Consider the following 21,548-nt stretch of genomic DNA (forward strand, 5'->3'; position numbering starts at 1 on the left):
ACACGCAAAGGCCCGACCGCTGGCGACGGGGGATGCACCAACGGTCGGGCTATGGCCAAGACTAACAACGCTGCTGGTCCTGCGGGAGTCGACTGCCGAGCCGTAACGATGAGTTGTGATCGGGATCACATACCACGGCCGGCCCGCCCGAGTTCGACCAGGCCCCACCCGCAGGCCCCCCGTCACGGCTCGCACGGGGGCTCGTAGGAGAGCCGGGGCAGGTACTCGTGCCATGTGCCGGACGTCAGTACACCCCGCGTGGTCGAGCAGATCCGGTCGATGGCGTCGTCGACGTCCAGATTCCACAGCCGTACGGTGTCGGCGCCGCTGGAGACCCCGAGCATCTGGCTCGTCGGGCTGAACGACAGGAAGTTGCCCGTCTTCGCGTTCGGGCTCATCGACTGCCCGATGGGGGCGGCGTCGGCGGGGTGGGCGACGTCCCACAGCCGGACCGTGTTGTCGTTGCCGCCGCTGGCGAGGGTGCGGCCGTCCCGGCTGAACGTCAGGGACACCACCGCCTCGGTGTGGCCGGTGAGCGGGAAGCCCAGCGGGGCCGCGTCCCGGACGTCGGTGACGTCCCAGAGGCGTACGGAGTCGTCGTCGCTGCCGCTGGCCAGCGTCCGGCCGTCCGAGCTGAAGGCGAGCGCGTTGACCGGGCCGGCGTGCCCGGTGAGCGGCGTGCCCAGGCGGGTGGCGTGCCGGGGGTCGGTCACGTCCCACAGCCGGAGCGTCCCGTCCGCGCTGCCGCTGGCGAGCGTCTTGCCGTCAGGGCTGAAGACGAGGGAGTTGACGTACCCCTTGTGACCGGTGAGAGGGCTGTCGAACGGGACGACGCGGGAGGGGTCGGTCACGTTCCACAGTTGGATGGTGCGGTCGTCGTAGGCGGTGGCCAGGGTGCGCCCGTCCGGGCTGTAGGCCAGCGCGTCGGGGCCCATGAACCGGGTCCGCAGCTCGGTGGGCGTCCCCTGCGGGACGGGCTGGGACGGGTCGCTGATGTCCCACAGGTGCACCGCCCGGTTTCCCGTGAGCACCACGAGGGTGCGGCCGTCCGGGGAGAACGCCAGCGAACGCAGGCCCCCGTCCCCGGGCATGAACGGCGAGCCCAGCGCCACGGGACGATGAGGGCTCTGCACGTTCCACAGCCGGATCCGTCCGTCGCGGCCTGCGGTGGCGAGGACCTTCCCGTCCGGGCGGAACGCCCCGCTGTGGCCGACCATGTCACCCGTCGGGATGGACCACAGCCGGACCTTGCTGTCGCCGCTGCCGGTGGCCAGGGTCCGGCCGTCGGGGCTGAAGCCCAGGGCGTACATCTCGCCACTGCTGCCCGCGAGGGGCTCGCCGACCTGCGACGGATAGGCCGGATCGCTCACGTTCCACAGGCTCGCCGTACTGTCCGCGCTGGCCGCCGCCAGCATGGTCCCGTCCGGACTGAAGTCCACCGACCACACGGGACCGGTGTGCCCGCTGAGCGGCTGCCCGAGCGGGGCGGGCCGCCGCGGGTCGGACACGTCCCACAGGCGGACCGTGTCGTCCGCGCCGCCGCTCGCGAGCGTCGTGCCGTCGGGGCTGAAGGCGACGGAGTGCACGGTGCCGGTGTGCCCGGTCAGCGCGGTGGGGATCGGCTTCGGATGCCGTGGATCGGCCGTGTCCCACAGCCGGATCGTGTTGTCGTCGCCCCCGGCGGCCAGCGTCCGCCCGTCGGGAGAGAACGCCACGGACCGCACGGCGGCCCGGTGCCCGGTCAGCTTCTTCAGCGGCTCGGGCGCCCGCGGATCGCGTACGTCCCACAGCCGTACGGTGCGGTCCTCGCCGGCGGAGGCCAGCGTGCGCCCGTCCGGGCTGAAGGCGACGAGGTAGATCGTGCCCTTGTGCCCGGTCAGGGGGGTGCCGAGCCGGCGCGGGTGGGTGGGGTCCCGTACGTCCCACAGCCGGATCGTGCCGTCGTCCGCCGCGCTGGCGAGGGTGGTGCCGTCCGGGCTGAAGACCGCGGTGCTCACCCAACTGGTGTGGCCGGTCAGCGGCCTGCCCAGGGGCTTGGGCCGGGTCGGGTCGGCCACGTTCCACAGCCGGACGGTCCGGTCGTAGCTGGCGGTGGCCAGAAGTTTCCCGTCCGGGCTGAACGAGGTGAGGTAGACGGCACCGGTGTGGCCGAGCAGGGACGTGGCCAGCGGGGCGTTCACGATCGAGATCAGGCGGTTGTTGGTGCCCTCGTCGCCCGGCCGCAGCCGGTGGGCGACCAGGTCGAGCTGGGCGGACAGCGACGGGTCCGTGTACTGGACGCGGTCCGCCTCGGCGACCACCTGCTCGAACACCGCGTCGTTGCGCTGCTGCCAGGCGACCACCGCCGAACCGACGGCCACGATCGCCAGGACGACCAGCGCCGCCACCGCCCCGCGGCTGATCCAGACGGTCCGCCTGCGCAGCCGTACCGAGGCGGCCAGGAAGTCCACCGCGCAACGGGTCAGGAAGGTGTCACCGGCGGATTTCGCCCAGCCGTGGGCCTGTTCCAGCCGGGAACCCCGGTAGAGGAGGGAGCTGTCGCGGTGCGAGTCCTCCCAGGCCCGGCCGTCCTCCTCCAGCCGCTGGCGCAGCAGGTTGCCGCTGCGGTCCTCGTCGATCCAGTCGCGCAGCCGGGGCCAGGCGTGCAGCAGCGCCTCATGGGTGATCTCGACGGTCTCCGCGTCGAGCGTCACCAGCCGGGCCCGCACCAGCGCCTCGAGCGACTCCTCCGTCTTGCCCGGGTCCTTCGACTCCTCCGCCAACTGCCGCCGCGTGCCTCGCCGTCGGGTGGCCTGGGTGTCCTCGCCCAGCCGGACCAGCCGCAGCAACAGCAGCCGGACGGCCGTCCGCGCCGCCGGGTCCAGCCCCGACCATGCCTGTTCGGCGGTCGCCGCCACCGCGCCCTGGATCCCGCCCGCCGCGCGATATCCGGCCAGCGTCAGCCGCCCCGCCTTGCGCCGCTGCCAGGTGGCGAGCAGCGCGTGCGACATCAGCGGCAGCGCGCCCGCGTCGTGCGCCCCGCGCGGCCCGTCGGCGCTCACCTCCCGCACGATCAGTTCCGCCAGCCCCGGCTCCAGTTCCAGCCCCACCGCCTTGGCCGGCCTGGTCACCGCCTCCCGCAACTCCGCGGTGGTGAGGGGCCCCAGCACCATGTGCCGGTGCTGGAGCGCGTCGGCCAGTTCGGGATAGGCGAGGCACTGCTCGTAGAAGTCGGCCCGGATCCCGAGGACGACCAGCACGGGCGCGGCCTCACCCGGGCCGGAGGGTGTCGACGCGGCGTGCAGGGTCCGGACGAAGGCCCGCCGGTCGGCCTCGTCGGGGCAGAGAGTGAACGCTTCCTCGAACTGGTCCACGATGACGACGGGCCGCCCCTCGGAGGGCGACTCCCGCCGGGCCCACTCGGCGAAGGCGTCCTTCACGGAGCGGGCGAAGGACTCGCTGTCCTCCCTCTCGGAGGGCGACTCCCGCCGGGCCCACCCGGCGAGGACGTCCCGCACAGAGCCGGCGAAGGACCCGCCCTCCTGCACGCTGGAGGGCCCGCTGCCCTGCGCACCGAGGGGCCCGTTCCCCTGCGCACCGAGGGACCCGTTCCCCTGCGCACCGAGGGACCCGCTGTCCTCCGCGCCGAGGGACCCGCCGTCCTCCGCGCCCGAGGGGAGGTCCTCCGCGCCCGAAAGGAGGTCGTTCGTGACCAAGGGGAGGTCCTGCGTACCTGACCGGAGGTCCTGCGTACCTGACCGGAGGTCCTGCGTACCTGACCGGAGATCCTGCGTACCTGACCGGAGATCCTGCGTACCTGACCGGAGATCCTGCGTACCTGACCGGAGGTCCTGCGTGCCGAACCCGAGGTCCTGCGGGCCGAACGGGACGTCCGAGAGCCCCGGAACACGACGGATCAGCTCCTTGAGCGGATCGGCCCCCGGGACGAGTTGGAGAACGGGCCGCGCCGGGCCGTCCTCGTCGCCGAGCACCCCGTCCCGCACCGCGGGCACCAGCCCGGCGTTCAACAGGGACGACTTCCCCGCACCCGAGGCCCCCACGAGCATGACCAGCCCCGGGGCCGGTTCCGTCGCCCGCAACAGGGCGACGAGCGCGTCCGTACTCCGCTCCCGCCCGAAGAACCACCGGGCATCCTGCTGCCGGTAGGAGGCGAGCCCGCGGTACGGACACACACCACCGGCGACGACGACGGCCGCCGCGTCGGTCTTCGCGCCCTGCTCCCCCTCGGACTCCGCGGCGCCCACCGGATCGGCGACGGCACGCTCCCACAACCGCTGCCAGTGGCCGAGGTCGTACAGCCCGGTGGACACGGGCACGGGCCGCGCCCGCCGCGCCTGGGGTATGAGCACCTGCAGCACGGCAGTGAGGGCGGCGAACTGCGCCGGCACGTTCTTCGCGCGTCGCCAGTCGCTGATCCGCTGGGCGGACACCCGCACGGGCCGCCCGCGTTCGTCGACCCGCTGCAGTCGTACGATCGCCTCGGCGACACTCTTGAGGGGAGGGTTGCCGGCCTCCTTGTACAGCAGCGCGAGACGCTCCGCGAAGGCCGTGCGTGCCCCTGAGTCGGAACTCAAGGTCTCCACCCCTCACTTCCTCCGCGCTTGAACATCCGGTCCGGAAAACTCACTTTATACGGCTGACCTGCGAGGACGTATCCGGAGGGACACCGGAACCTCGTCGCCCGGATCCACAACTGACAGGATCAACCCGTAACAGCGCGGCAACCGGACGTCACCAGGACAGGCCACCAGCTCGGCGCTCGGAGAGACACCGCACGGCATCGCACGCTCCCGGCCGGCCTCCACCGGAACGGCGGGACGGCGCCACCGGCTCTCCCCGCCCGAGCCCGGGAGATCCGTCGAGATCCGGACACCTGTCCCCGAGCCACGCACGCCCGGCACGGACCAGAACGTCCACACTGTCCGGCACCGGTCCCCACGAGGGGAGGGACCGGCGCCGGATCACACCCTGGCTGCCGAGGACTCATCCCCCACTCCTTCCCAAGCCCTCCCCTGACAACGCATCAGACCCGGCCTCCGTTTCCGGAAGCCGGGTCTGATGTGCTGTTTCACCCGCCGGTACGAGGACCGCCGAGGCTCCCTGAGGCCGTGGCCCCTGAGGCCGTGGCCCCCTACAGGCGCAGCATCCGCTGGGTGACCTCCCGGTACTGTCGCAGCGCGAGGCGAAGTTCCGTGGACTGCGTCTCGGGATCCTGGTCCTGCCAGCCCTCACGCAGAAGCCGCCGCTGTTCCGCGAGGGCCTCCACGAGCAGGGCAGCGGCTTCGTCGAAGGCCCCCTCGGCCTTCTCCAGCGCCTCACGCGGGGTGTCGGCGAAGATGTTGACAGCCTGTCCGAGACGCTGAAGGATCTTGTCCCGGTCGCTCGCCGGAAACAGGGCGTCAGGTCCTGGGGCGCGCCGTTCGTCCCGCCCCGGGGCCTTGCCCGAGGGCTGCTGAGCACGTGTTTGGTCGTACATCATCAAGTGCCGCTTTCCTGTACGTCATGCCGGACGCTGACTGGCGGCATGGCTCCCAGCCGATGGCTCCCAGCCGTACCGCCAGTCAACGTCCGGCCGGGCTCTGTGTCAACGCGCCGATCAGCGACGGACCGAGGCTGATCTTGCGTCCGTGTCCCCACGCCCCTCTCTTTCAGCTTGGGCCTGGCCTCGCACAGGTCGGTGATGGCATTGACCGCGACGCGGTTGGCTGCCACGACGGGCCTCTCGTGCCCGAACCTCGGGTCGATCACGATCACCCGTACGGACTCCAGGTAGGAGGCTGTTTCCGCGGGAGTCAGGAGTCCGTCCCCGAACCTGCCGATCATGCCCCACCTCCTCCTGCTGTCCTGCCTGGTATCGGGTGAAGCATCGTCGCGCATCAAGCCTCCCGGCCCGAGGGCTCAGCAGGCCGCGCGGAGACGGTTCCTGGGTGCTTCGGATCGGCAGTCGCGGCAGTGGCCGGGTGTGGGGGCGCGGAAGGCTCGTTCGCAGCCGTCGCAGGTTTGGAAGGGCTGCACGGTTGGTTGTTTCGTGTGCTGGGGGTCGGGGAGTGGGGGTGGGGCGGGGAGGGGTGTTTCGCGGAGGCGGAAGGCGAGGATGCCTGCGGGGCGGGTCAGGAAGTGGTCGGGGAGTCGCGCGGTGAGCAGTGCGGTGATCTGGGAGGGTGTGACTCCGGCGGTGAGCCATTGGGTGACGGCCGGTGCCAGGCGTACGGCTTCCTGCTCGGAGAGGAGGAGGCGTGGATCGACGCGGCGGAGCGTGGTGAGTACGGCGACTGCCTGGGGGTCGGCGTCGGAGAGTGACGCGGGTTTCTGCGGTTGTTCCTGGGTGGGGAGGGACGCTGGCGTCGAGTCATTTGTGGCCGTCGGTGTGGGTGTGGCTTGCTCGGGGGTGGGCGACTGCCGGGGGCGGGGCGGTTTGGGCGGTTCGGGCGGGCCGTCCTGCTCCTGCTCCGGTTCCGGGTCCGGGTCTGGGTCCGGGTCTGGGTCCCTTTCCGGTTCCGGGTTGCCGTAGGGGATGTCGTAGAAGAATGTTCGGGTGCGGATCTGTCCGGTGGGCCGGCGTTCGCGGCGGCGTTCGAGGTATCCGGCTTCTTCGAGTTCTGTGAGGGCGCGGGAGATGAGGATTTCGCCCTCGTCGAAGTGTTTGCACAGGGCGGCGATGGTGATGGGGGTGCCGTCGGGCAGGGAGAGGATGTAGACCGCGACGCCGATGGTGACCGCGCTGCCGGGTCGCTGGGCGAGGGCGTTGGAGATCACGGTGAACTCGGCCGTGAGGCGGGTGCGTACGTGGATCACGCCGGAGGTCGGTGCTCCGGCGTCGGCGCGCAGGGGCGCGTTAGACTGCGAGTCAGCCATCGGGAAGGTCAGCTCTTCCTGGTTGGTCAGGCCCTCGTTCGGGATTGCCGTCCCGGCCGGGGGCCGTATTTGTTTGTGGTTGTCGCGGTGAACGTAACCGTCCGTATCCCGCCCCTGCAAGCCGGTCACTCGGACGGGTGACGAGGGCTTCCTGGCCGGGGAGGGTGGGTGGGTGGGTAGTTCTTTCCCCCGGTTCTTTAAGGAGGTCCGTGGCCCGCCGGACCCTCGCGGACAAGGGACCGGCGAGCCCGGAAGACGGGCACTGGCCGGGACGTGGTCGACTCAGACGCGGTGCTGACCAGCCCTCAACTCGCCTATGAACGCGGCCCAGGAGCCGGTTTCGAAGCGCAGGGCGGGGCCGTGCGGGGTCTTGCTGTCACGGACGGGGACGGTGCCGGGGAACCCGTCGGCCACCTCCACGCAATTGCCGCCCTCCTGATTGCTGTAGCTGCTCTTGCGCCAGGCGACGCCGTTCAGATCGGGACGGGACATTCGCTCCACGGTTGTAGCCCTCCATCACAGATCGGATCATGTCGAGCCGGGACGTGACCGGGACCTGACCCCGGCACCCGGCCGGGCCATGGTCGGCTCAGACGTGGTGCTGACCAGTCCTCAACTCGCCTATGAACGCGGCCCAGGAGCCGGTTTCGAAGCGCAGGGTGGGACCGTGCGGGGTCTTGCTGTCACGGACGGGGACGGTGCCGGGGAACCCGTCGGCCACCTCCACGCAGTCGCCCCCTGCCTGATTGCTGTAGCTGCTCCTGCGCCAGGCGGCGTCGTTCAGATCGGGACGGGATGCTCGTGCCACGGTAGTCACCCTCCATCGCGGACCGGATCATGTCGAGCGACATGAGCGGGGGCAGGGCTGTCGCCCGCAGCCGATCGTAAATCACCTTGTAACGGCTGACGATGGTCGGTTCTTCGATGAGTTGGCCGTAGTCCGCGCCCTCTGTGTAGGCCACCTCGGAACCGTCCGGGAGGGTCAGGATCGTCAGCGAACCGCCCATCGCTTCATGCCCGCCCTGGTCGAACGGCAGTACCTGCAGGGCGACGTGACGTTCTGTCGCCGCGCCGAGCAGTCGCTCCAACTGCTTCCGCATCACAGGGTGGCCGCCGATCGGACGTCTCAGCACGGCCTCGTCCAGAACCGCCCACAGTTCAGGCCGGTGATGCGACCCGAGTCGCTCCTGCCGCCCCATTCGGGCGGTGAGCCGCTCCTCCAACTGCTCTTTACCGTCGAGTAATGCGTCCAGGCTGAGGACCTCCCGCGCATAGCTCTCCGTCTGCAAAAGACCGGGCACCACGTGGGCGGCGTACTGCTGGATGGCCACCGCCCGCTCCGAGTACTCCATGAACTTCCGTGACCAGTCCGGAAACGTCTCCCGGTACACGTACGGCCACAACTCGACCAGCAGGTTGTCCGCGCCGAGGACCGCGTCGAGCGCCTGCGCCAGGTCCAGCGTCGGCTTCGCCCCGGAGGTCCGCTCGATCTGTGTGATCCGGGTGCTCACCACGTGGGTCTTCTGGCCGAGTTCGGCCTGGGTCAGCCCGGCCGCCGTACGGAGCCTGCGCACCCGTGAACCGAACAGCGCGGCCATGGACGTACTGGGGTCAATTGCGTTGGCCAAGGCGTAACTTCCGTTCCTTACGAGCCGAAAAGTAATGCTGTGTCACCTTCCGAGCGTAGGGCTGTCCGACGACTCTTGAGTACGGAACGTGACGACTCGCGTACATCGCGGGGCTTCCCGGGACTCGACAGGCGCTCGAAAAGCGCTCGGCAGGCACTCGACAGCAAGGACGGACACGCTGTGCTGACAGGAACGACCACCTATGGCGAAGAACCCCGAAGGGACGCCCAAGCGCCTGCGCCTGTGCCTGCGCCTGTGACGGAAGTCGTCGTGCTCGACGGTGGAGCCACCGAACGCCCGGCGCTCACAGCGCAGTTCGCCTCCTCGCCCCGAGGCGCCCAGCTCGCCCGACGCCTCGCCGTGCGGCGCATGGAGGAGTGGGGGTACCCGCCGGAGTCGGACGTGTCGTGCGCGGTCGCCCTCGTGGTTGGCGAACTCGCCGCGAACGCCGTACAGCACGGCCGCGTACCGGGGCACGACTTCCGTCTCCGGCTCTGCCTCGACGAGGTGGTGGGACTGGTCCGCATCGAGGTCGCCGACGCCGCCGCCGTGAAACGGCCGCCCGTCGCCCCGCCGTCGTCGTATCCCGACGGCGAGTCGGGCCGCGGCCTGCTCCTGGTGGACGTCCTGGCCGTGCGCTGGGGTTCGACGACTCGTCATCCCGTGGGCAAGACGGTATGGGCGGAGGTGCCGACGCCGACCGGCTGATGTCTTATGCGGTCGCGGTCCCGGTCCCGGTCGCGGTCCCGGTCCCGGTCGCGGTCCCGGTCGCCGTCGGGGTCTCGGTCTCGGTGAACTGGTTGGTGTCGAAGAGCTGGTTGATGTGTCCGCCGAGTGGCCCACCGCCGGGTGACCGTCACGATGGCCGCCGAAGCGGGCCTGCTCCAGCTCAACGCCTTCGAACCCGTCATCGCCTACAGCCTGTTGCGTTCCCTCACCCACATGCGCGCCGCTGGGTCACACCTTCTTGACGACGATCGTGTCCGGGAGCAGCTTCTCCAGGTCGTCGACGTCCGAGGTGAAGACGGTGACCTGTCCCCTCTGCTGTCGCGCGATGACGGCGAGCACAGCGTCGATCGCGTACTTGTGGCCGTGCAACTTGGCGTCGGCCAGGAGCCGGCGTGCCTGGCGGGCCTCGTCCTTCCCGATATCGACGACCTGGAGCCGGGACAGTACCCAGTCCCAGCGCTGTTCGGTCGTCCTGTGGTCGTACGCCTTGACCAGGGTCATCGGGGACGTCACGACCTCGGCCTCACCCTGGGCCGCGAGGTCGAGCCAGGCGATCATCTTCCGGTCGCCGCGCACTGCCAGGGAGAGGGCTTCACAGTCCAGGACGAAGACGCGGAGTCGCCTCTGCCCGCGCTCACCGGCTCGCTTCTTCACGCAGCCTCTCCGGCGTTGCGTTTTCCGGTGGTTCGACGCCGCTCGTGTTCGGTGTCGAGGTCCTCCAGCTCGTCGAGGGCTGCCACACGCTCGTCCTCAGTCACGGGGCCGTGTTCTTCCTGCAGCCAGTCGACCAGTTCCAGGAGCCGGTCCCGGTCGCGCTTGAAGCGCAGCGCCTCGGCGACGTACGCCGACAGGCCCCGCTCTGCCGCGTCCGCGCGGATCTCGTCCAGGAGATCCTCGGGGATCGTCACGGTCACCTTCTTCGTCGCCATACAATGGACCATACTCCTGGTATCACACTCCTTACCAGTGGGTCCCGTGACCGACGCTCGGCGATCAGGCGATCAGGCGACCGTGGCGGGGCGTGGGCTGCCGTGGAAGACCTGGCTGGTGTGCCAGGAGCGGTGGATCGACGCGACGGGGTGGGCGCCCGGTTGAGGTCCGATGAGCGGACGGCCGGCGAGCGCTATGACGTACTCGCGGGCGGCGGGGCTGTGGCCGACGAAGCGCTGCGAGACCAGGATGCGGTGGTTGTCACCGATACCGAGGACGCCCTTGTCGAAGAGCTTGTGGTGCAGTGAGCACAGGCACAGTCCGTTGTCGACGTCGTCCGGGCCGTCGAACGCCCACCAGCGCACATGCGCGGCCTCCAAGCCGACGGGTACCGCGCCGATCCGGCCGTCGTAGCCGCAGAAGGCGCACTGGTATTCGTACGCGGTCAGCACCGCCTCCCGCATCCGCCGGTCCCGCTGCCGCCTCTCGGGCGCTGCCAGAGCGTCGGTCTCCGCCATTTCCAGTTCGAGGCCCACGGCGGCGCACAGGTCCTGGTGCAGCGACGGTGGGAAGTGCAGATCCAGCAGCACCCTTGCCATACGGCCCAGCAGCGGCGGTTCCCGCCGGAGCGCAGCCCGAAGGTCCGGGGCCAGCCGCCCAGTGGCCCGGTTGGCCCGTAGTTCCCGCACCCCGGTGCCTGGGCTGCCGGCGCCGTGCTCGGTCCGCACTTCCCACACCCCGTCGCTGACCAGATGGTGGAAGGGATAGGCGGGCGTGGTCTCCCGCGCCGGACCGTACTCAGCCAGCAGTTGCTTCAGATCCGCCTCCACCGCGGTGTACGGCAACTCGTCCGCGGCATCCGCCTGAAAACGGCCCAGCGCGTACAGCAGCAGCAACGGCTTGTGCGGCGCCCGCACCCCACCCCGGCTCCACTGCCTCAGCTTCGCGGCGCGCTCCAGCCAATCCATGACGGTGATCGTAGTGATGCTTCGCCGTACATCATGCTGTCCGGGCTGCAACTCCTCCTGCGCCTGCGACGGGCGCACCGGCTTCGCCCAGCGGCCTCCGCCTCGACCTGCCGTACGAGACCTGCGACGCGCGCGGCTTCCAGCCCCTGTGTCCTTGCGATCCATGCCCGCATTTCTTCGGCCTCGGACACGGCATCCGCACGACGCCGCCCGAACAGCCCGCCCTTCCGAGGAGCCGGCACCGCGGTCGTGCTCGCGGGAGCGGTTGCGTCGGGACCGCGGGGGCTCCTGCGGCGGGGCCGACGGCGAGGGTGTCGGGGGTGGATCCGGCCGCCGGGACCCATAACTGCCATTCCGCCAATTCCGCTGAATACCCAGGGCTAACCTTGCAAAAGCCCTGGGCCGACCGCCATCTGGAAGTAATAAATTGGGAAATTTCGCGAACACTGCGCGGCTCAAGGCAGCTCAAAGGCAGCTCAATGGAAGATCGAGCGTGGCTGCACGTATGGGCAATCCCGGTTCCGCCCGCTACCAGGCGCCATGGCCGGGCTATGCTTCCGGAAAGGCTGCTGGAAATCACCGACCAGCTGGAGAAGAAGGTGTTCGACCAGGTCGCGGACGACCTGCTGAACCTCCGAGGACCACCCCTGGCTACCCGTAACTAGAGCAACCTCTTCTTCATGTGTTATCAGTAGATTTCGTGAACGGAATGGACAAATGGGTCTTGGGGCCGGAGTTGTCGACGTCACGTCGCCAGAATTCGAGTCTGATCCGTACCGCCACTTTGCGGCGCTGCGAGATGAGCATCCACTGTATTATCACGAGGGGATCGACGCCTACTTTTTGAGCCGTCATGAGGACGTGGTCCGGGCACTGCGTGATCCGTTGTTCTCCACTGCTGCATATGAAAGTCGCCTGGGCCCGATAATGGGGGCGCCAGTGCTCGATCAGTACGAGGGCGCGGACCTTACCCTCCGGCGGAAGCTTGCCATCAGGCCCTTCAGCGGCAACGCACTGGACGAACATCGAAAGACCGTTCGGCGTCGAGTCGAGGGTCTCATCGATGAATGGCGCGCGCGTGGCCACGTCGACCTGGTGCGTGACTTCGCGGGCCAGTTCGCCATCCAGAGCATCCTGGATATTCTGGGGCTACCCGAGAAGGATGCCGAGCAGCTCACCGGTTGGTATCAGGGCATCCTTGCCTACGCCGTCGCTGTTGAACTCGACGATGAGACAGCCACAGAAGGCGTCTCGTGCGGTAAGCAACTGGCGGAGTACCTCGACCCCATTATCGATTCCCGGCGCCGGTCCTCAGGCAGCGACGTCATCTCTGTCCTCGCGTCCGGGGATTTCGCCGAACTGGATTTGACGACCCCCGAGATCCGCGCTCTGTGCCTCAACATACTCATTGCGGCCGCCGAGCCGGCGGAAAAGGGTGTGGTCCTGCTCATCCATAATCTCATCGACCATCCCGAACAGGCCGATCAAATCCGAAGAGATCGCAGTCTGATTCCGCTTGCGATAGCGGAAACTCTCCGGTTTACTCCGCCGGTACATCTCGTCCCCAGGCGCACTACCACCGATATTCCGGTAAGTGGCGGAATACTGCCGGGCGAGTCGACCGTCTTCTCCATGATCGCCGCGGCCAATCGCGACCCCAAGGTCTTCCGCCAACCGGATGAGTTCCGTATCGACAGGACCGAGCTTGGCTCCGACCGGGCTTTCACCGCTGCCGCCCGGCACGTCACCTTCGGGGCGGGACGTCACTTCTGTATCGGGGCCGGTTATGCGAGGATGACAATTGAAACAGCCGCCAATGCACTCCTCGATGCTATGAGCAATATTCGTTATCTTCCCGGCTTCGAATATGCCGAGCATGGCCTTTACGCCCGTGGCCCTGCCTCGCTACGTCTGCTGTTCGAGCCGCGATAGAACGCCCGGGTTTCAAGTGGACGCATTCATGGGAGCAGCGGGCGGAAACGTTTCGAGTCCTGTTGAGGATTCCGATCGAGTAGACGGCACATACTCCTGAGCGCGCGCAAGCAGCTGCACATAACCAACATGTGTTGTGCCATGAGGACCTAGGAGGCAGTATTTGATGTCCCACTCTTCCGATGTGAGCTTTGCTCACGTCCCTGGCCTTGCCGATGTCGAGGCCGATGTCGAGGCCGATGTCAAGGCCGAAGTCGTAGGCGCGACGGCCCCGAAGGTGAAGTGGCTGTTGCCGGAGTGGGAGGACAGCCTGGCGCTCGACCACGGCATCATCGGAGTCAGCCCCTTCAACAGCTACTTCAGCCAGGAGCGAATACACCATATAGCTCACTGGGCTTTGGAGACCTTTTCCCACGTAAATTTCGTGCTCCCCGGAGCTGAGGAGGCCTCCTGCAATCTGATCGCGCGAGGTTGGCCGGAGGGAAAGGCCAGGAGGAAGTGTCGTAACATCGTCGGAAGCCTCCGCAGGAAGGTGATCACTGCTCTTTCCGCGGTAGGCGTCTCCGATCCGTCGACGATGATTCAGGAATTCTCCGAGCTGGCGGACAATTCGGTGTACCGAAGAATTCGCGATGAGGCGGACATACTGTTCGCCGGGGACGACTGGTTCCGGAGCTACTGCCTCGAGATCGCCACGGAGACGCTACTTCGCCGTGATCCGAAAACCACTCGAATTACAACCGAGCAGGCCGCGATCGCCGCACAATATTTCCTTGCCGAAATCCCGGTGCTGGTTGCCGGTAATGAGATCTACGGAAAAGGGACATCCACCGTCTGCTATCACAGAGAGGTCCCCTTCGTAGCGCTCTACCTCGCCAACCGCCTTCCCTGGCCCGCCACACTATCTCAACGCTTTGCCGTCGTAGAACACTCTCTGGGATGTGATTGATATGAGCGATAAAACTCGCGATAGTGTGAACGCCCCTCAACAAGATTCAAACGAGCAGCAGGCCCAATTCGCGGCGCTTCGGGTCCTTGAACTGGCCACCAGTTTCTTGGCCTTCCAGGCCACGCATGTCGCAGCCCGACTCGCACTCGCCGACCACATCTGGAACGGTCACACGACTAAATCCCAGCTGGCGCAGATCACCCAGTGCGATCCTGACACCCTGGAGCGGCTGCTGCTGACTCTCATCGAGCTGGGGCTGCTCAGGTACGACGAATCAACCGGGGATTTCGAGCTTACCGATGCTGGACACATCCTCAGGGAGGACTCGCCGTTCTCGTTGAAGAACTACGTGCTCTGTCAGGGTGTTGCGTCCTACCCGGCGGCCGCTCACCTAGAGGAGAGCATCCGTACCGGAGAACCAGCCGCACCAGGAATTGACATATTCTCGCAGCTGAGGGAAAACCCCTCCCTGCTCGCGATCTTCACCCGAGCCATGACGGACTTCGTCCATGCATTCAAAATGCCGACGGTGGGAGCGTTCGACTTCTCCAACGCCAACACCGTCGTCGACCTCGGAGGGGGTTCGGGCGTCCTACTCCAAGCGATACTCGAAAAGAACAGCCATCTGCGAGGAGTACTGTTCGAGCTGCCGGAGGTCGCGGAACTGGCAACCGCCAAACTGGCGGATGCCGAGATACTCAAGAGGTGCGACATCGTCAGCGGCGATATCTTCACCGACCCGCTCCCTGCCGGTGACGTCTACGTTCTGTCAGCGGTCCTGCATTGCTTCGGTGACGAGGAGGCGGCCAAGCTGCTCACCCAGGTTCGGGAAAGCCTTCCCGCCACAGGCCACCTGCTCATCCTGGAGGCCGTACGGCCGAGTGCTTCCAGCCTGCGGGTAGCAAGGCTGCTGGACCTTCACATGCTCAGCATCGCCGGTGGTCGCGAGCGGACCGAGGAACAATTCGCGGCTCTGCTCTCCCAGGCCGGCCTTTCGATATCGGATATCTACCCGGGAGACTCGTCACCCATTTCACTGCTGGTCGCAAAACCTACGGCGTCGGTGTAGACGTACTCTTCGGAACAACCGCCAGGCAGGCCGGGGCCGGCAAAACATCGGTGAGTCAATGGCAGGATGTGGACGACAGGCCGCGTGGGTGGAGTAGGCGACGCGGTGAGGCCGGCTGCATTCAGCGCCGACCAGACGACCAGCGAAGCTGGCCGCCCGCGACCTGTGGACCGAGTCCGACCTCGTCTTCACGACCCGCTACGGCACACCGGTCGAGCCCCGGAACTTCAACCGGCGCTTCGCCTTCCGCTGTGCCGAGGCGGGGTCCGGCTGATCCGCGTCCACGACACCCGCCACACCTGCGGCTCGTTGCTGGCTGCTCTGGACGTCCACCCGCGCATTGCGAGGCAGATCCTCCGGCACACGCAGATCTCGGTGACCATGGAGGTCTACACGCACGTGCCGTCCGAGCAGACCCGCAACGCGCTCCGCAAGCTCGGCGCGACGCTCGACGGCGGCCGATCAACGGAGATATCGGGTGAGGAAGTTGGACCGCTGCCTTCCGCCTCCGAGGAGGGCCAGGAAAAGCAGGCCTAACTGCTCGGTCCGCAGCTGATCAACTGCGCAGGGGTCCAGCCAGAACGTTTCGGCTGGACCCCTGCCGTTGGGTGGGGAGACTGAGGACATGAATCTCCACGGCCGCCGCCGCCGCCGCTGCGGTCAGGGCGGGTTGCCGGGGAAGGGCTCGTCAGCGCTTGAGGTTCGCGAACGGCAGCACGCTGTGCAGCGCCTCGAACTCGGCAATCAGAGCCTTCTCGGCGTCGCGCGGGTGCGCGTCGGTCTTCCACGCGATTAACAGAGCGGAGTGATCCGCCAACTGCCAGACGTCCCGCCCGCCGTGGTGGCTGGTGCCGCCGACACCATGGCGAGCGTACTGCGCGAGCCCCTACGCAGACCGTGGCCGCTGGCGGCACCGGCATCCGCTTTGCCGATGTAGACGACCTCGGCGCCGGCCACCCACTTCGCTGCGAGCTCTTCCACGCTCACCGCTGGATGACGCTGCTTGCGTCACCAGGCCGTGCTCGTCGCCAGGAAGACCGGGGCTGTCCCGGACGCCCGAACCACGACGTGGATCCCGTTGTCCGAAGGGACCTCGGAGACCGGGAGATCGGAGCTGTGCGAGCGCGCCGTCACTTGGCAGTCCGAGGCCATGCTGTGCCCTTCGCTGCCTGCATCGAGGACATCGCCGCCTATTGTTCGTACGTCTCAGCCTGGAGACCAAGCTGGCCGAGACCCTCCTCAACGACCAAGTCAATGACATGCGGGGGTATCGGCTTCGAGGCTCGAACGGAGACGTCCAGTTCTACGCGGACCTCGGCGCCCTGTGCGGCGAAAGGCAGCACCGCCACTTTGACGACATCGCGAACTTTGTCGGCTGGTACATCTGCAATATGCAGTCGAAGACCAGTGGGGCCTACTGAGGGCGGCCTTGGCGCCGGTACCTCTGAGGTCGTCGGCTCTCTGGTCCCGGGGACAACAGCCGTCCCTGTTCGCGGGCTGCCCGTGTCAGAAGGATGCGCAGGCGGTGTCTCGGGGCCACGCAGGGCCTGGGCACGTGCGGCCCGTACCAGCCACGTGCCCGGCTGGAAGTCGATCTCATCCGGTGAGATCTCCTCCCCGATGCGGATAACTGCGTCGGCTGCCTGCCAAGTGGCGCCCGAAATGAGGCCGAAGACTCCACGTCTTACCCCCTCAGTGAGACAGTCTCGCAGCACCTCGACAGAGGCGAGTTTCGGTAGCCTCGGAAAGCGCCGAAATGCCTTGAGCAGGTCCTCTATCTCGACAGCTTCCACGTCTGCCGGAAGCAGGTCGAAGCGGTCCGACAACAACGCGGCGGGAGCGAGCCTGTCCAGTAGACCGTCACCTGACCGCAGTCGTTCCGTGACCCGTGAGGTGACGGTCTCGCTGGCGCGTGCGGCCCCGAGGTCTAGGTGCTGTGTGGAGGGCGGGGATCCGCCCGTGCCGTTGGCAAGCAAGAACACATGGCGGTAAGCCATGGTGAGCAGCGCGGGGAGTCGGTCCTCGGCGCGTACGACCCTCTCGCGCAGGTCGTCCTGCTGTTCCTGATTGAACCGCTTCAGTCGGTGTACGTCGTCTCGCAGTTCGCGCATCGCCGCCAGGGTCCGCGCTAGTGCACGGGCACGGCCGAGGGCGCCTGTGTCGGGAGCGACTACGACCAGTGCGTTCTTGTTGGTGCGGCCGGACTGGTCGTATTCGCTCAGGATTCGATGGGATGCGTCCCTGACGGTGACGGGTTCCGAGGGCTCGACCCGGTGCTCGGGATCGAGCAGAGCGAGTGTCAGACGAGGTTCGTCACGGACATCCGCAGAGCTCAGGACGCCGGTCTGCGTGCGCCAGGGAGACTTGGCCGGAGCCACACTCTTGGTGGCCTCTTCCAGTAGCTCGGCGATCGCGTCCTCGGGTACAGCGCTCTCACGCTCGACGATGACCTTGTTCAGGTTGGGCTCGGTGGTGAAACGGTAGCGGCCGCCCTCGTAGCGCATGTACCAGGCGACATTCTTGACGGTGTCCCGGACATCTTCGAGGGCGCCGCGAGACAGCCCCGGTCGGCCCACACCGACGGTCATCTGGGCGTCGGATGCCCCCAGGACCCTGTCGGAGCCGAAGGAGTTGACGAAGGCTGTCGTGGCGAGCTTGGTCGCGAGTCGCAGCTTCTCGATCTCGCCGCCGCGGCGCTGGTCCTCGATGCGGGCTCGCGAATCCTCGCGAATGATGTCGGCGTTCAGAGCCGACAGGTAAGAACCACCGGTGATCTTCAAAATCTCGGCCCGCACCCCAGGATCATGAAGAGGGATGTCTCCCGGGTGGATGAGGGGGGAGACGCGCCCCTCCGCATGGAGAGCCTTGATGCTGTGCGCGAGGGTGCGCAGTGCTCCGCGCGTGCGCTGGAAGCCGGACAGCGAGCCCCAGCGATGGGTGAGTAAGTCGATCAGCTCGGGGTGGAAGGGGTAAGCGGCCTCGATACGGTCGCGGTAGGCAGGATCACGGTAAACAGCCGGGAGAGCGTCACCGAACTGCTCGGCGTAGTAGTCGCCGTATGCGTCCGCCACTGCACGGCGCTGGGCAGGAGTTCCAGTGCTCTGGAACAGTCGGGTATGCAGGACAGGAAAGATGTCATCGCCTTCCACCGGCGTGATGACGTTCTCCGTCCGGCCGAATATCTTCGCCAAGCGCTCCAGCAGGTCCTCATGGTTGATACCTGTGAAGTCTTCGAGGTGGGAAGCGGTGAGGGTCGCGACCAGGCAGGCGCCGGGGGTATTGGCGACAGCGGTGGTCAACTCCTTTATAAAGACGAGCGTGTTGGTGGTCAGAGCGCCCTGGTCGCCATCGGCAGTGATGGTCTTCGCCAGGTATTCGAGAGTCTCGTCCATAAGGATGAGGCAGGGCGTGTAGCGCTTGAGCAAGGCCACGAGATGGGCGGTGGAGGTCGCTTGGCGGGCCTCGTCCTCGGTTCGAACGTTCTCGTACGCTTCTTGCCCGCCAAGTTGAAAGGCGAGATGACCGAGCAGGGTACGGCCCGGGGAACGGTTCTCCTTGGCACGATCTGGGGTCAGACCGGAGCCATCGAGGACTACGACAGTGGCTTGCGGAAGGCGGCCATCCACGATGGAGGGGGCGAGTTGGCGGGCGAGCCGGGTACGCGACAGAGCGCGGGCGTTGCCGAAAAGATGGTAGGCAGACAGCAGGGTGTGGGTCTTTCCGCCACCGAATTCCGTCTGCATTCTGTGTACTGCCTTGGCGGCGGGGTCTCCGGCCAGCCGATTCCCGATCTCGACAAGAGCGCTGCGCAGATTCTCCGTCAAATATGTTTTCTGTACGAAGATTTGGGCATCGCGGTAATCCTGTGGACCTTCTCCCTTGCTGACCAGGCCCAGGTCTGCGGCGAACAGCGCCTCGTCGAACGAGCCGTTGACAATGTCCAGGTGCGGAGGGGCTATCTCGTTCCAACTCTTGAGGCCGGCCACGGGACGGAAATTCCTTTCGCTATGCGGGTGCTGGATCGGTATCAGGGCTGCGTGCCGAAGAGAGTGAGCTCCTCGAAGTCCGGGGAGTACTTGGCAGCCCGTTCCGCCAAGTCGTCGCGATTGCCACCGAGACCGAGCAAGAGAGTGCGCTCACGAGAGCCTTCCGGCAGGAGCTGGGTGACGGCGGTGACCAGCGCCCAGAAAGCAGGCTCGGTGCCCGCGCCACTGGCGCCGAGCAGCGCGTCGAGTTCCTGGCGGCGGCCCTCGTCATAGAGCAGGCAGGCGGAGTGCATCACATCCACCCAGGAGGGACGCTGGCCGAGCGTGATGCTGCGGCGCTCATGAGGTCCGAGCAGCTTGTAGTCGGAGCCGGACTTTCGTATCAGCCCTCCCCGTACGGTGAGGGCGTCCAGATGAAGATCGAACGCGCGGCACAGCATGTATGCATCATCTGCGGGAATTGCCAGACCGTCGTATGCCCAGCGCCAAGTGAGATAGAAGAGCGCACGGCTGTCCAGGCGCTCCAGGGATTCGCCTCCAGTAAGTGACCTGGTGGCGTGTCGAGCCACAGCTTGACGAGCCAGCACCATCAGCTCGTCGACTCCCACCTCGTCTCCCGACAGGCGCAGGACACGGGAGTAGCGGGCGAAGACCTCGAAGGCGGGGCCGATGGCCGAGACGAAGTAGTCGGCGCCGGACAGTTTCATGTCATCGAAGACAGCAAGGCGTTCGGCGATGCGGGCATCCAGGTCGCGGACCACGTCGTCGTAGAAGCCGTCGGTGGCATCGCCCACCTTGCGGCAGACGAGTACCACTGAAGAGGCCAGCACTGAGCCGACGTTGTCGGTGGTGCGTCCTGCCCTTTCGGACTGCATTGGCCATGACGTCGTGACCTTCAGGCCGGCCCGACGCAGGGCGCGCAGCAGGTGTTCCCAGGCGGCGTTGTCGGTGTGGGCGAAGACCAACGAAACGATGCCGTCGTCCGCGACGACCCGGGCGACCTCGTCCAGAGCGCGCTGAAGGCGGGCCTCGAACTCGTCGCGGGATATGTACTCGGCGGAGTCGCGCTGGGCCCGATTCTGGATTACCTCGGCACGCTTGGGAGTCAGTGCGGTGGCGAAGAGTTCGGGGTACAGGTGTCCGATGGACCTCTTGAGCCAGACGTAGAAGAAGTCCGAGAGGTCGCCGTACTGAAAGGCGTCGTAGTAGGGCGGGTCGATAATGACCGCGTCGAACTCACCGTCGGCAAAGGGAGTCGATGGAAGCGGGAGGGGGTGAAGGGAATGCGAACCAGGGCCGCGAGGCGTAGAAAGTCTTTTCGAGATCCCACGGCCCGGTACGTGGGCAGTGACGTCCTGAGTCAGGCTCTCGCGGAACTCGACGGCGCTCAACGGGACCTCCTCCTTCTGAGACTGCAAGGGGCTCCAACTGCCCAGGTGGCCCGTCGTCTTGATACGCCCCCATCCAACGTAGAAGCCGTTGTCGCAGACGCACTGGAGAACCTCCGCACTTCCGGGTACGCCGGCTCCCTCTTGGAGGAGATCCGGTGGGAGCACGGTCCACTCCGTTCCGAGGTGGTGAGAGCTCACTCCAGCGAAGTGGTTGTGCTGCAACGCTGCATCTGGCCTGAGTGCGAAGCCATCGTCACTCAACCGCCCACAGGCCGAACGCGGTTGTACTGCTCGAGTGCGTGTCGACAGAAGGCATACAGAAGACGCCGAAGTGGGAAGGAGGCGCCGTCACTTCCCGCCCCGCCGAAGGCTCGTAGGCGCTTCACGGTCCGGGATCCTTGGGCCGATGTACCGGAACTCCCTGCGCCGTTCGCAGCGCTTCAGCACCCGGTGTTCAGGCAGCACATTGTGCCCCGCCTCGCGGCCTGGTCTCGTGGGATCAATCCCTCGCCGATGGGGGCACGCGTTCTGGGGGCGAGGCCCGGTTCTCTGGGCGTGGTGTGGAGCCTTGTCTCGCCTGAACTCGCCACCCACGGAGGATCTATAAGTGATTCCTATCGAATGCTGATCGACGGTTCTCATCGTGCACGTGCCATAGCGCTAAGTTCCGTGGAGTCATTGCGTAGCGCGGCTCTTCGGGGGTATTGGCGCACACTGGCCGGCCTCGGAGCGAACTCCTGGGGGCGCTTCGGACAGCAGGCTTTGCCGTTGAGCTCGATGGCCCCTTCTGCGGCCCGCCATGGCGCAGCTAGAACTCTGACCAGTCCGATGTTTCTTGGGATACCTGCAATGAGCGGCCATGCTCGGCAACCTCACCGCGGGCTCCGAGGATGGATCCCGCTGCCATCGAGGACGACAGGAACTGCCTGGGCCATGCCGAGAGCGGATAGACCGCATTGGCCGCAGTCCAATCCGGTCGGCTGGCAACGTGGCCGGACTCAGGCTCGCACGCGGGGGAGGAAGGGTATGGGGGGTCACCGGAAGGCGTCGGTGCGCAAGCGGTCAGGGAGGAAGGGGAGGCAGTCCGGGTGACCCTCCACCTGACATGGCT

The 21,548-nt window shown here is 66.9% G+C and carries 17 protein-coding genes; 5 read left to right on the forward strand and 12 right to left on the reverse strand.

Going from position 1 to position 21,548, the window contains the following annotated elements; translation table 11 throughout:
- Positions 1-182: 182 nt before the first annotated feature.
- The 6 genes from M2271_RS10305 to M2271_RS10330 form a co-directional block, all read right to left on the reverse strand.
- Entirely contained in the window at positions 183-4,583 is a 4,401-nt protein-coding gene (locus tag M2271_RS10305) for a hypothetical protein (protein ID WP_280886823.1), read from the reverse strand.
- A gap of 548 nt (positions 4,584-5,131) precedes the next feature.
- Positions 5,132-5,479 (reverse strand): hypothetical protein, encoded by a 348-nt coding sequence (locus M2271_RS10310; RefSeq protein WP_280886824.1) that lies wholly within the window; start codon positions 5,477-5,479, stop codon positions 5,132-5,134.
- A gap of 419 nt (positions 5,480-5,898) precedes the next feature.
- On the reverse strand, positions 5,899-6,855 hold the full coding sequence (locus M2271_RS10315; RefSeq protein WP_280886825.1) for a hypothetical protein: 957 nt from the start codon (positions 6,853-6,855) through the stop codon (positions 5,899-5,901).
- 282 nt (positions 6,856-7,137) lie between these two features.
- Positions 7,138-7,347 (reverse strand): DUF397 domain-containing protein, encoded by a 210-nt coding sequence (locus M2271_RS10320; protein WP_280886826.1) that lies wholly within the window; start codon positions 7,345-7,347, stop codon positions 7,138-7,140.
- Positions 7,348-7,444: 97 nt separating this feature from the next.
- Positions 7,445-7,582, reverse strand: a complete 138-nt coding sequence (locus M2271_RS10325; protein ID WP_280886827.1) for a DUF397 domain-containing protein — start codon at positions 7,580-7,582, stop codon at positions 7,445-7,447.
- Complete coding sequence (locus M2271_RS10330; protein WP_280887031.1) at positions 7,539-8,453, reverse strand: helix-turn-helix transcriptional regulator; 915 nt, start codon at positions 8,451-8,453, stop codon at positions 7,539-7,541. The genes M2271_RS10325 and M2271_RS10330 overlap by 44 nt, the downstream gene beginning before the upstream one ends.
- Before the next feature lie 285 nt (positions 8,454-8,738).
- Here M2271_RS10330 and M2271_RS10335 point away from each other — a divergent pair, with 285 nt between their 5' ends.
- Positions 8,739-9,191, forward strand: a complete 453-nt coding sequence (locus tag M2271_RS10335; protein ID WP_280886828.1) for an ATP-binding protein — start codon at positions 8,739-8,741, stop codon at positions 9,189-9,191.
- 249 nt (positions 9,192-9,440) lie between these two features.
- On the opposite strand, the gene M2271_RS10340 is transcribed toward M2271_RS10335, so the two are convergent.
- From M2271_RS10340 to M2271_RS10350, 3 genes are all read right to left on the reverse strand, one after another.
- Complete coding sequence (locus M2271_RS10340; protein ID WP_280886829.1) at positions 9,441-9,866, reverse strand: hypothetical protein; 426 nt, start codon at positions 9,864-9,866, stop codon at positions 9,441-9,443.
- The gene (locus M2271_RS10345) at positions 9,863-10,141 is read right to left on the reverse strand and encodes a CopG family transcriptional regulator (RefSeq protein ID WP_280886830.1); all 279 of its coding nucleotides are present in this window, start codon (positions 10,139-10,141) and stop codon (positions 9,863-9,865) included. Before M2271_RS10345 ends, M2271_RS10340 begins: the two co-directional genes overlap by 4 nt.
- Positions 10,142-10,213: 72 nt before the next feature.
- Complete coding sequence (locus M2271_RS10350) at positions 10,214-11,110, reverse strand: phosphorothioated DNA-binding restriction endonuclease (RefSeq protein WP_280886831.1); 897 nt, start codon at positions 11,108-11,110, stop codon at positions 10,214-10,216.
- Positions 11,111-11,827: 717 nt separating this feature from the next.
- On the opposite strand from M2271_RS10350, the gene M2271_RS10355 reads away from it, so the two are divergent.
- The 4 genes from M2271_RS10355 to M2271_RS10370 all read left to right on the forward strand — a co-directional run bounded on the left by M2271_RS10355 (position 11,828) and on the right by M2271_RS10370 (position 15,597).
- Positions 11,828-13,042 carry a cytochrome P450 gene (locus tag M2271_RS10355; protein ID WP_280886832.1) on the forward strand — a complete coding sequence of 405 codons (1,215 nt, stop codon included), beginning with the start codon at positions 11,828-11,830 and terminating at the stop codon, positions 13,040-13,042.
- A gap of 166 nt (positions 13,043-13,208) precedes the next feature.
- Positions 13,209-13,991: a tRNA-dependent cyclodipeptide synthase gene (locus tag M2271_RS10360; RefSeq protein ID WP_280886833.1), complete on the forward strand. Its 783-nt coding sequence runs from the start codon at positions 13,209-13,211 to the stop codon at positions 13,989-13,991.
- Between the two features lies 1 nt (position 13,992).
- Positions 13,993-15,060: a methyltransferase gene (locus M2271_RS10365; RefSeq protein ID WP_280887032.1), complete on the forward strand. Its 1,068-nt coding sequence runs from the start codon at positions 13,993-13,995 to the stop codon at positions 15,058-15,060.
- A 309-nt stretch (positions 15,061-15,369) separates the two neighbouring features.
- Entirely contained in the window at positions 15,370-15,597 is a 228-nt protein-coding gene (locus tag M2271_RS10370; RefSeq protein WP_280886834.1) for a hypothetical protein, read from the forward strand.
- Positions 15,598-15,748: 151 nt separating this feature from the next.
- Here the strand turns inward: M2271_RS10370 and M2271_RS10375 are convergent, their stop codons facing one another.
- The 3 genes from M2271_RS10375 to M2271_RS10385 form a co-directional block, all read right to left on the reverse strand.
- Entirely contained in the window at positions 15,749-15,877 is a 129-nt protein-coding gene (locus M2271_RS10375) for a hypothetical protein (protein ID WP_280886835.1), read from the reverse strand.
- 373 nt (positions 15,878-16,250) lie between these two features.
- On the reverse strand, positions 16,251-19,046 hold the full coding sequence (locus tag M2271_RS10380; RefSeq protein WP_280886836.1) for a DUF499 domain-containing protein: 2,796 nt from the start codon (positions 19,044-19,046) through the stop codon (positions 16,251-16,253).
- A gap of 41 nt (positions 19,047-19,087) precedes the next feature.
- Positions 19,088-20,437: a hypothetical protein gene (locus M2271_RS10385; RefSeq protein WP_280886837.1), complete on the reverse strand. Its 1,350-nt coding sequence runs from the start codon at positions 20,435-20,437 to the stop codon at positions 19,088-19,090.
- Positions 20,438-21,548 lie beyond the last annotated feature (1,111 nt).

Origin of the sequence: Streptomyces sp. LBL (assembly GCF_029893585.1) — a bacterium.
Taxonomy (GTDB): domain Bacteria; phylum Actinomycetota; class Actinomycetes; order Streptomycetales; family Streptomycetaceae; genus Streptomyces.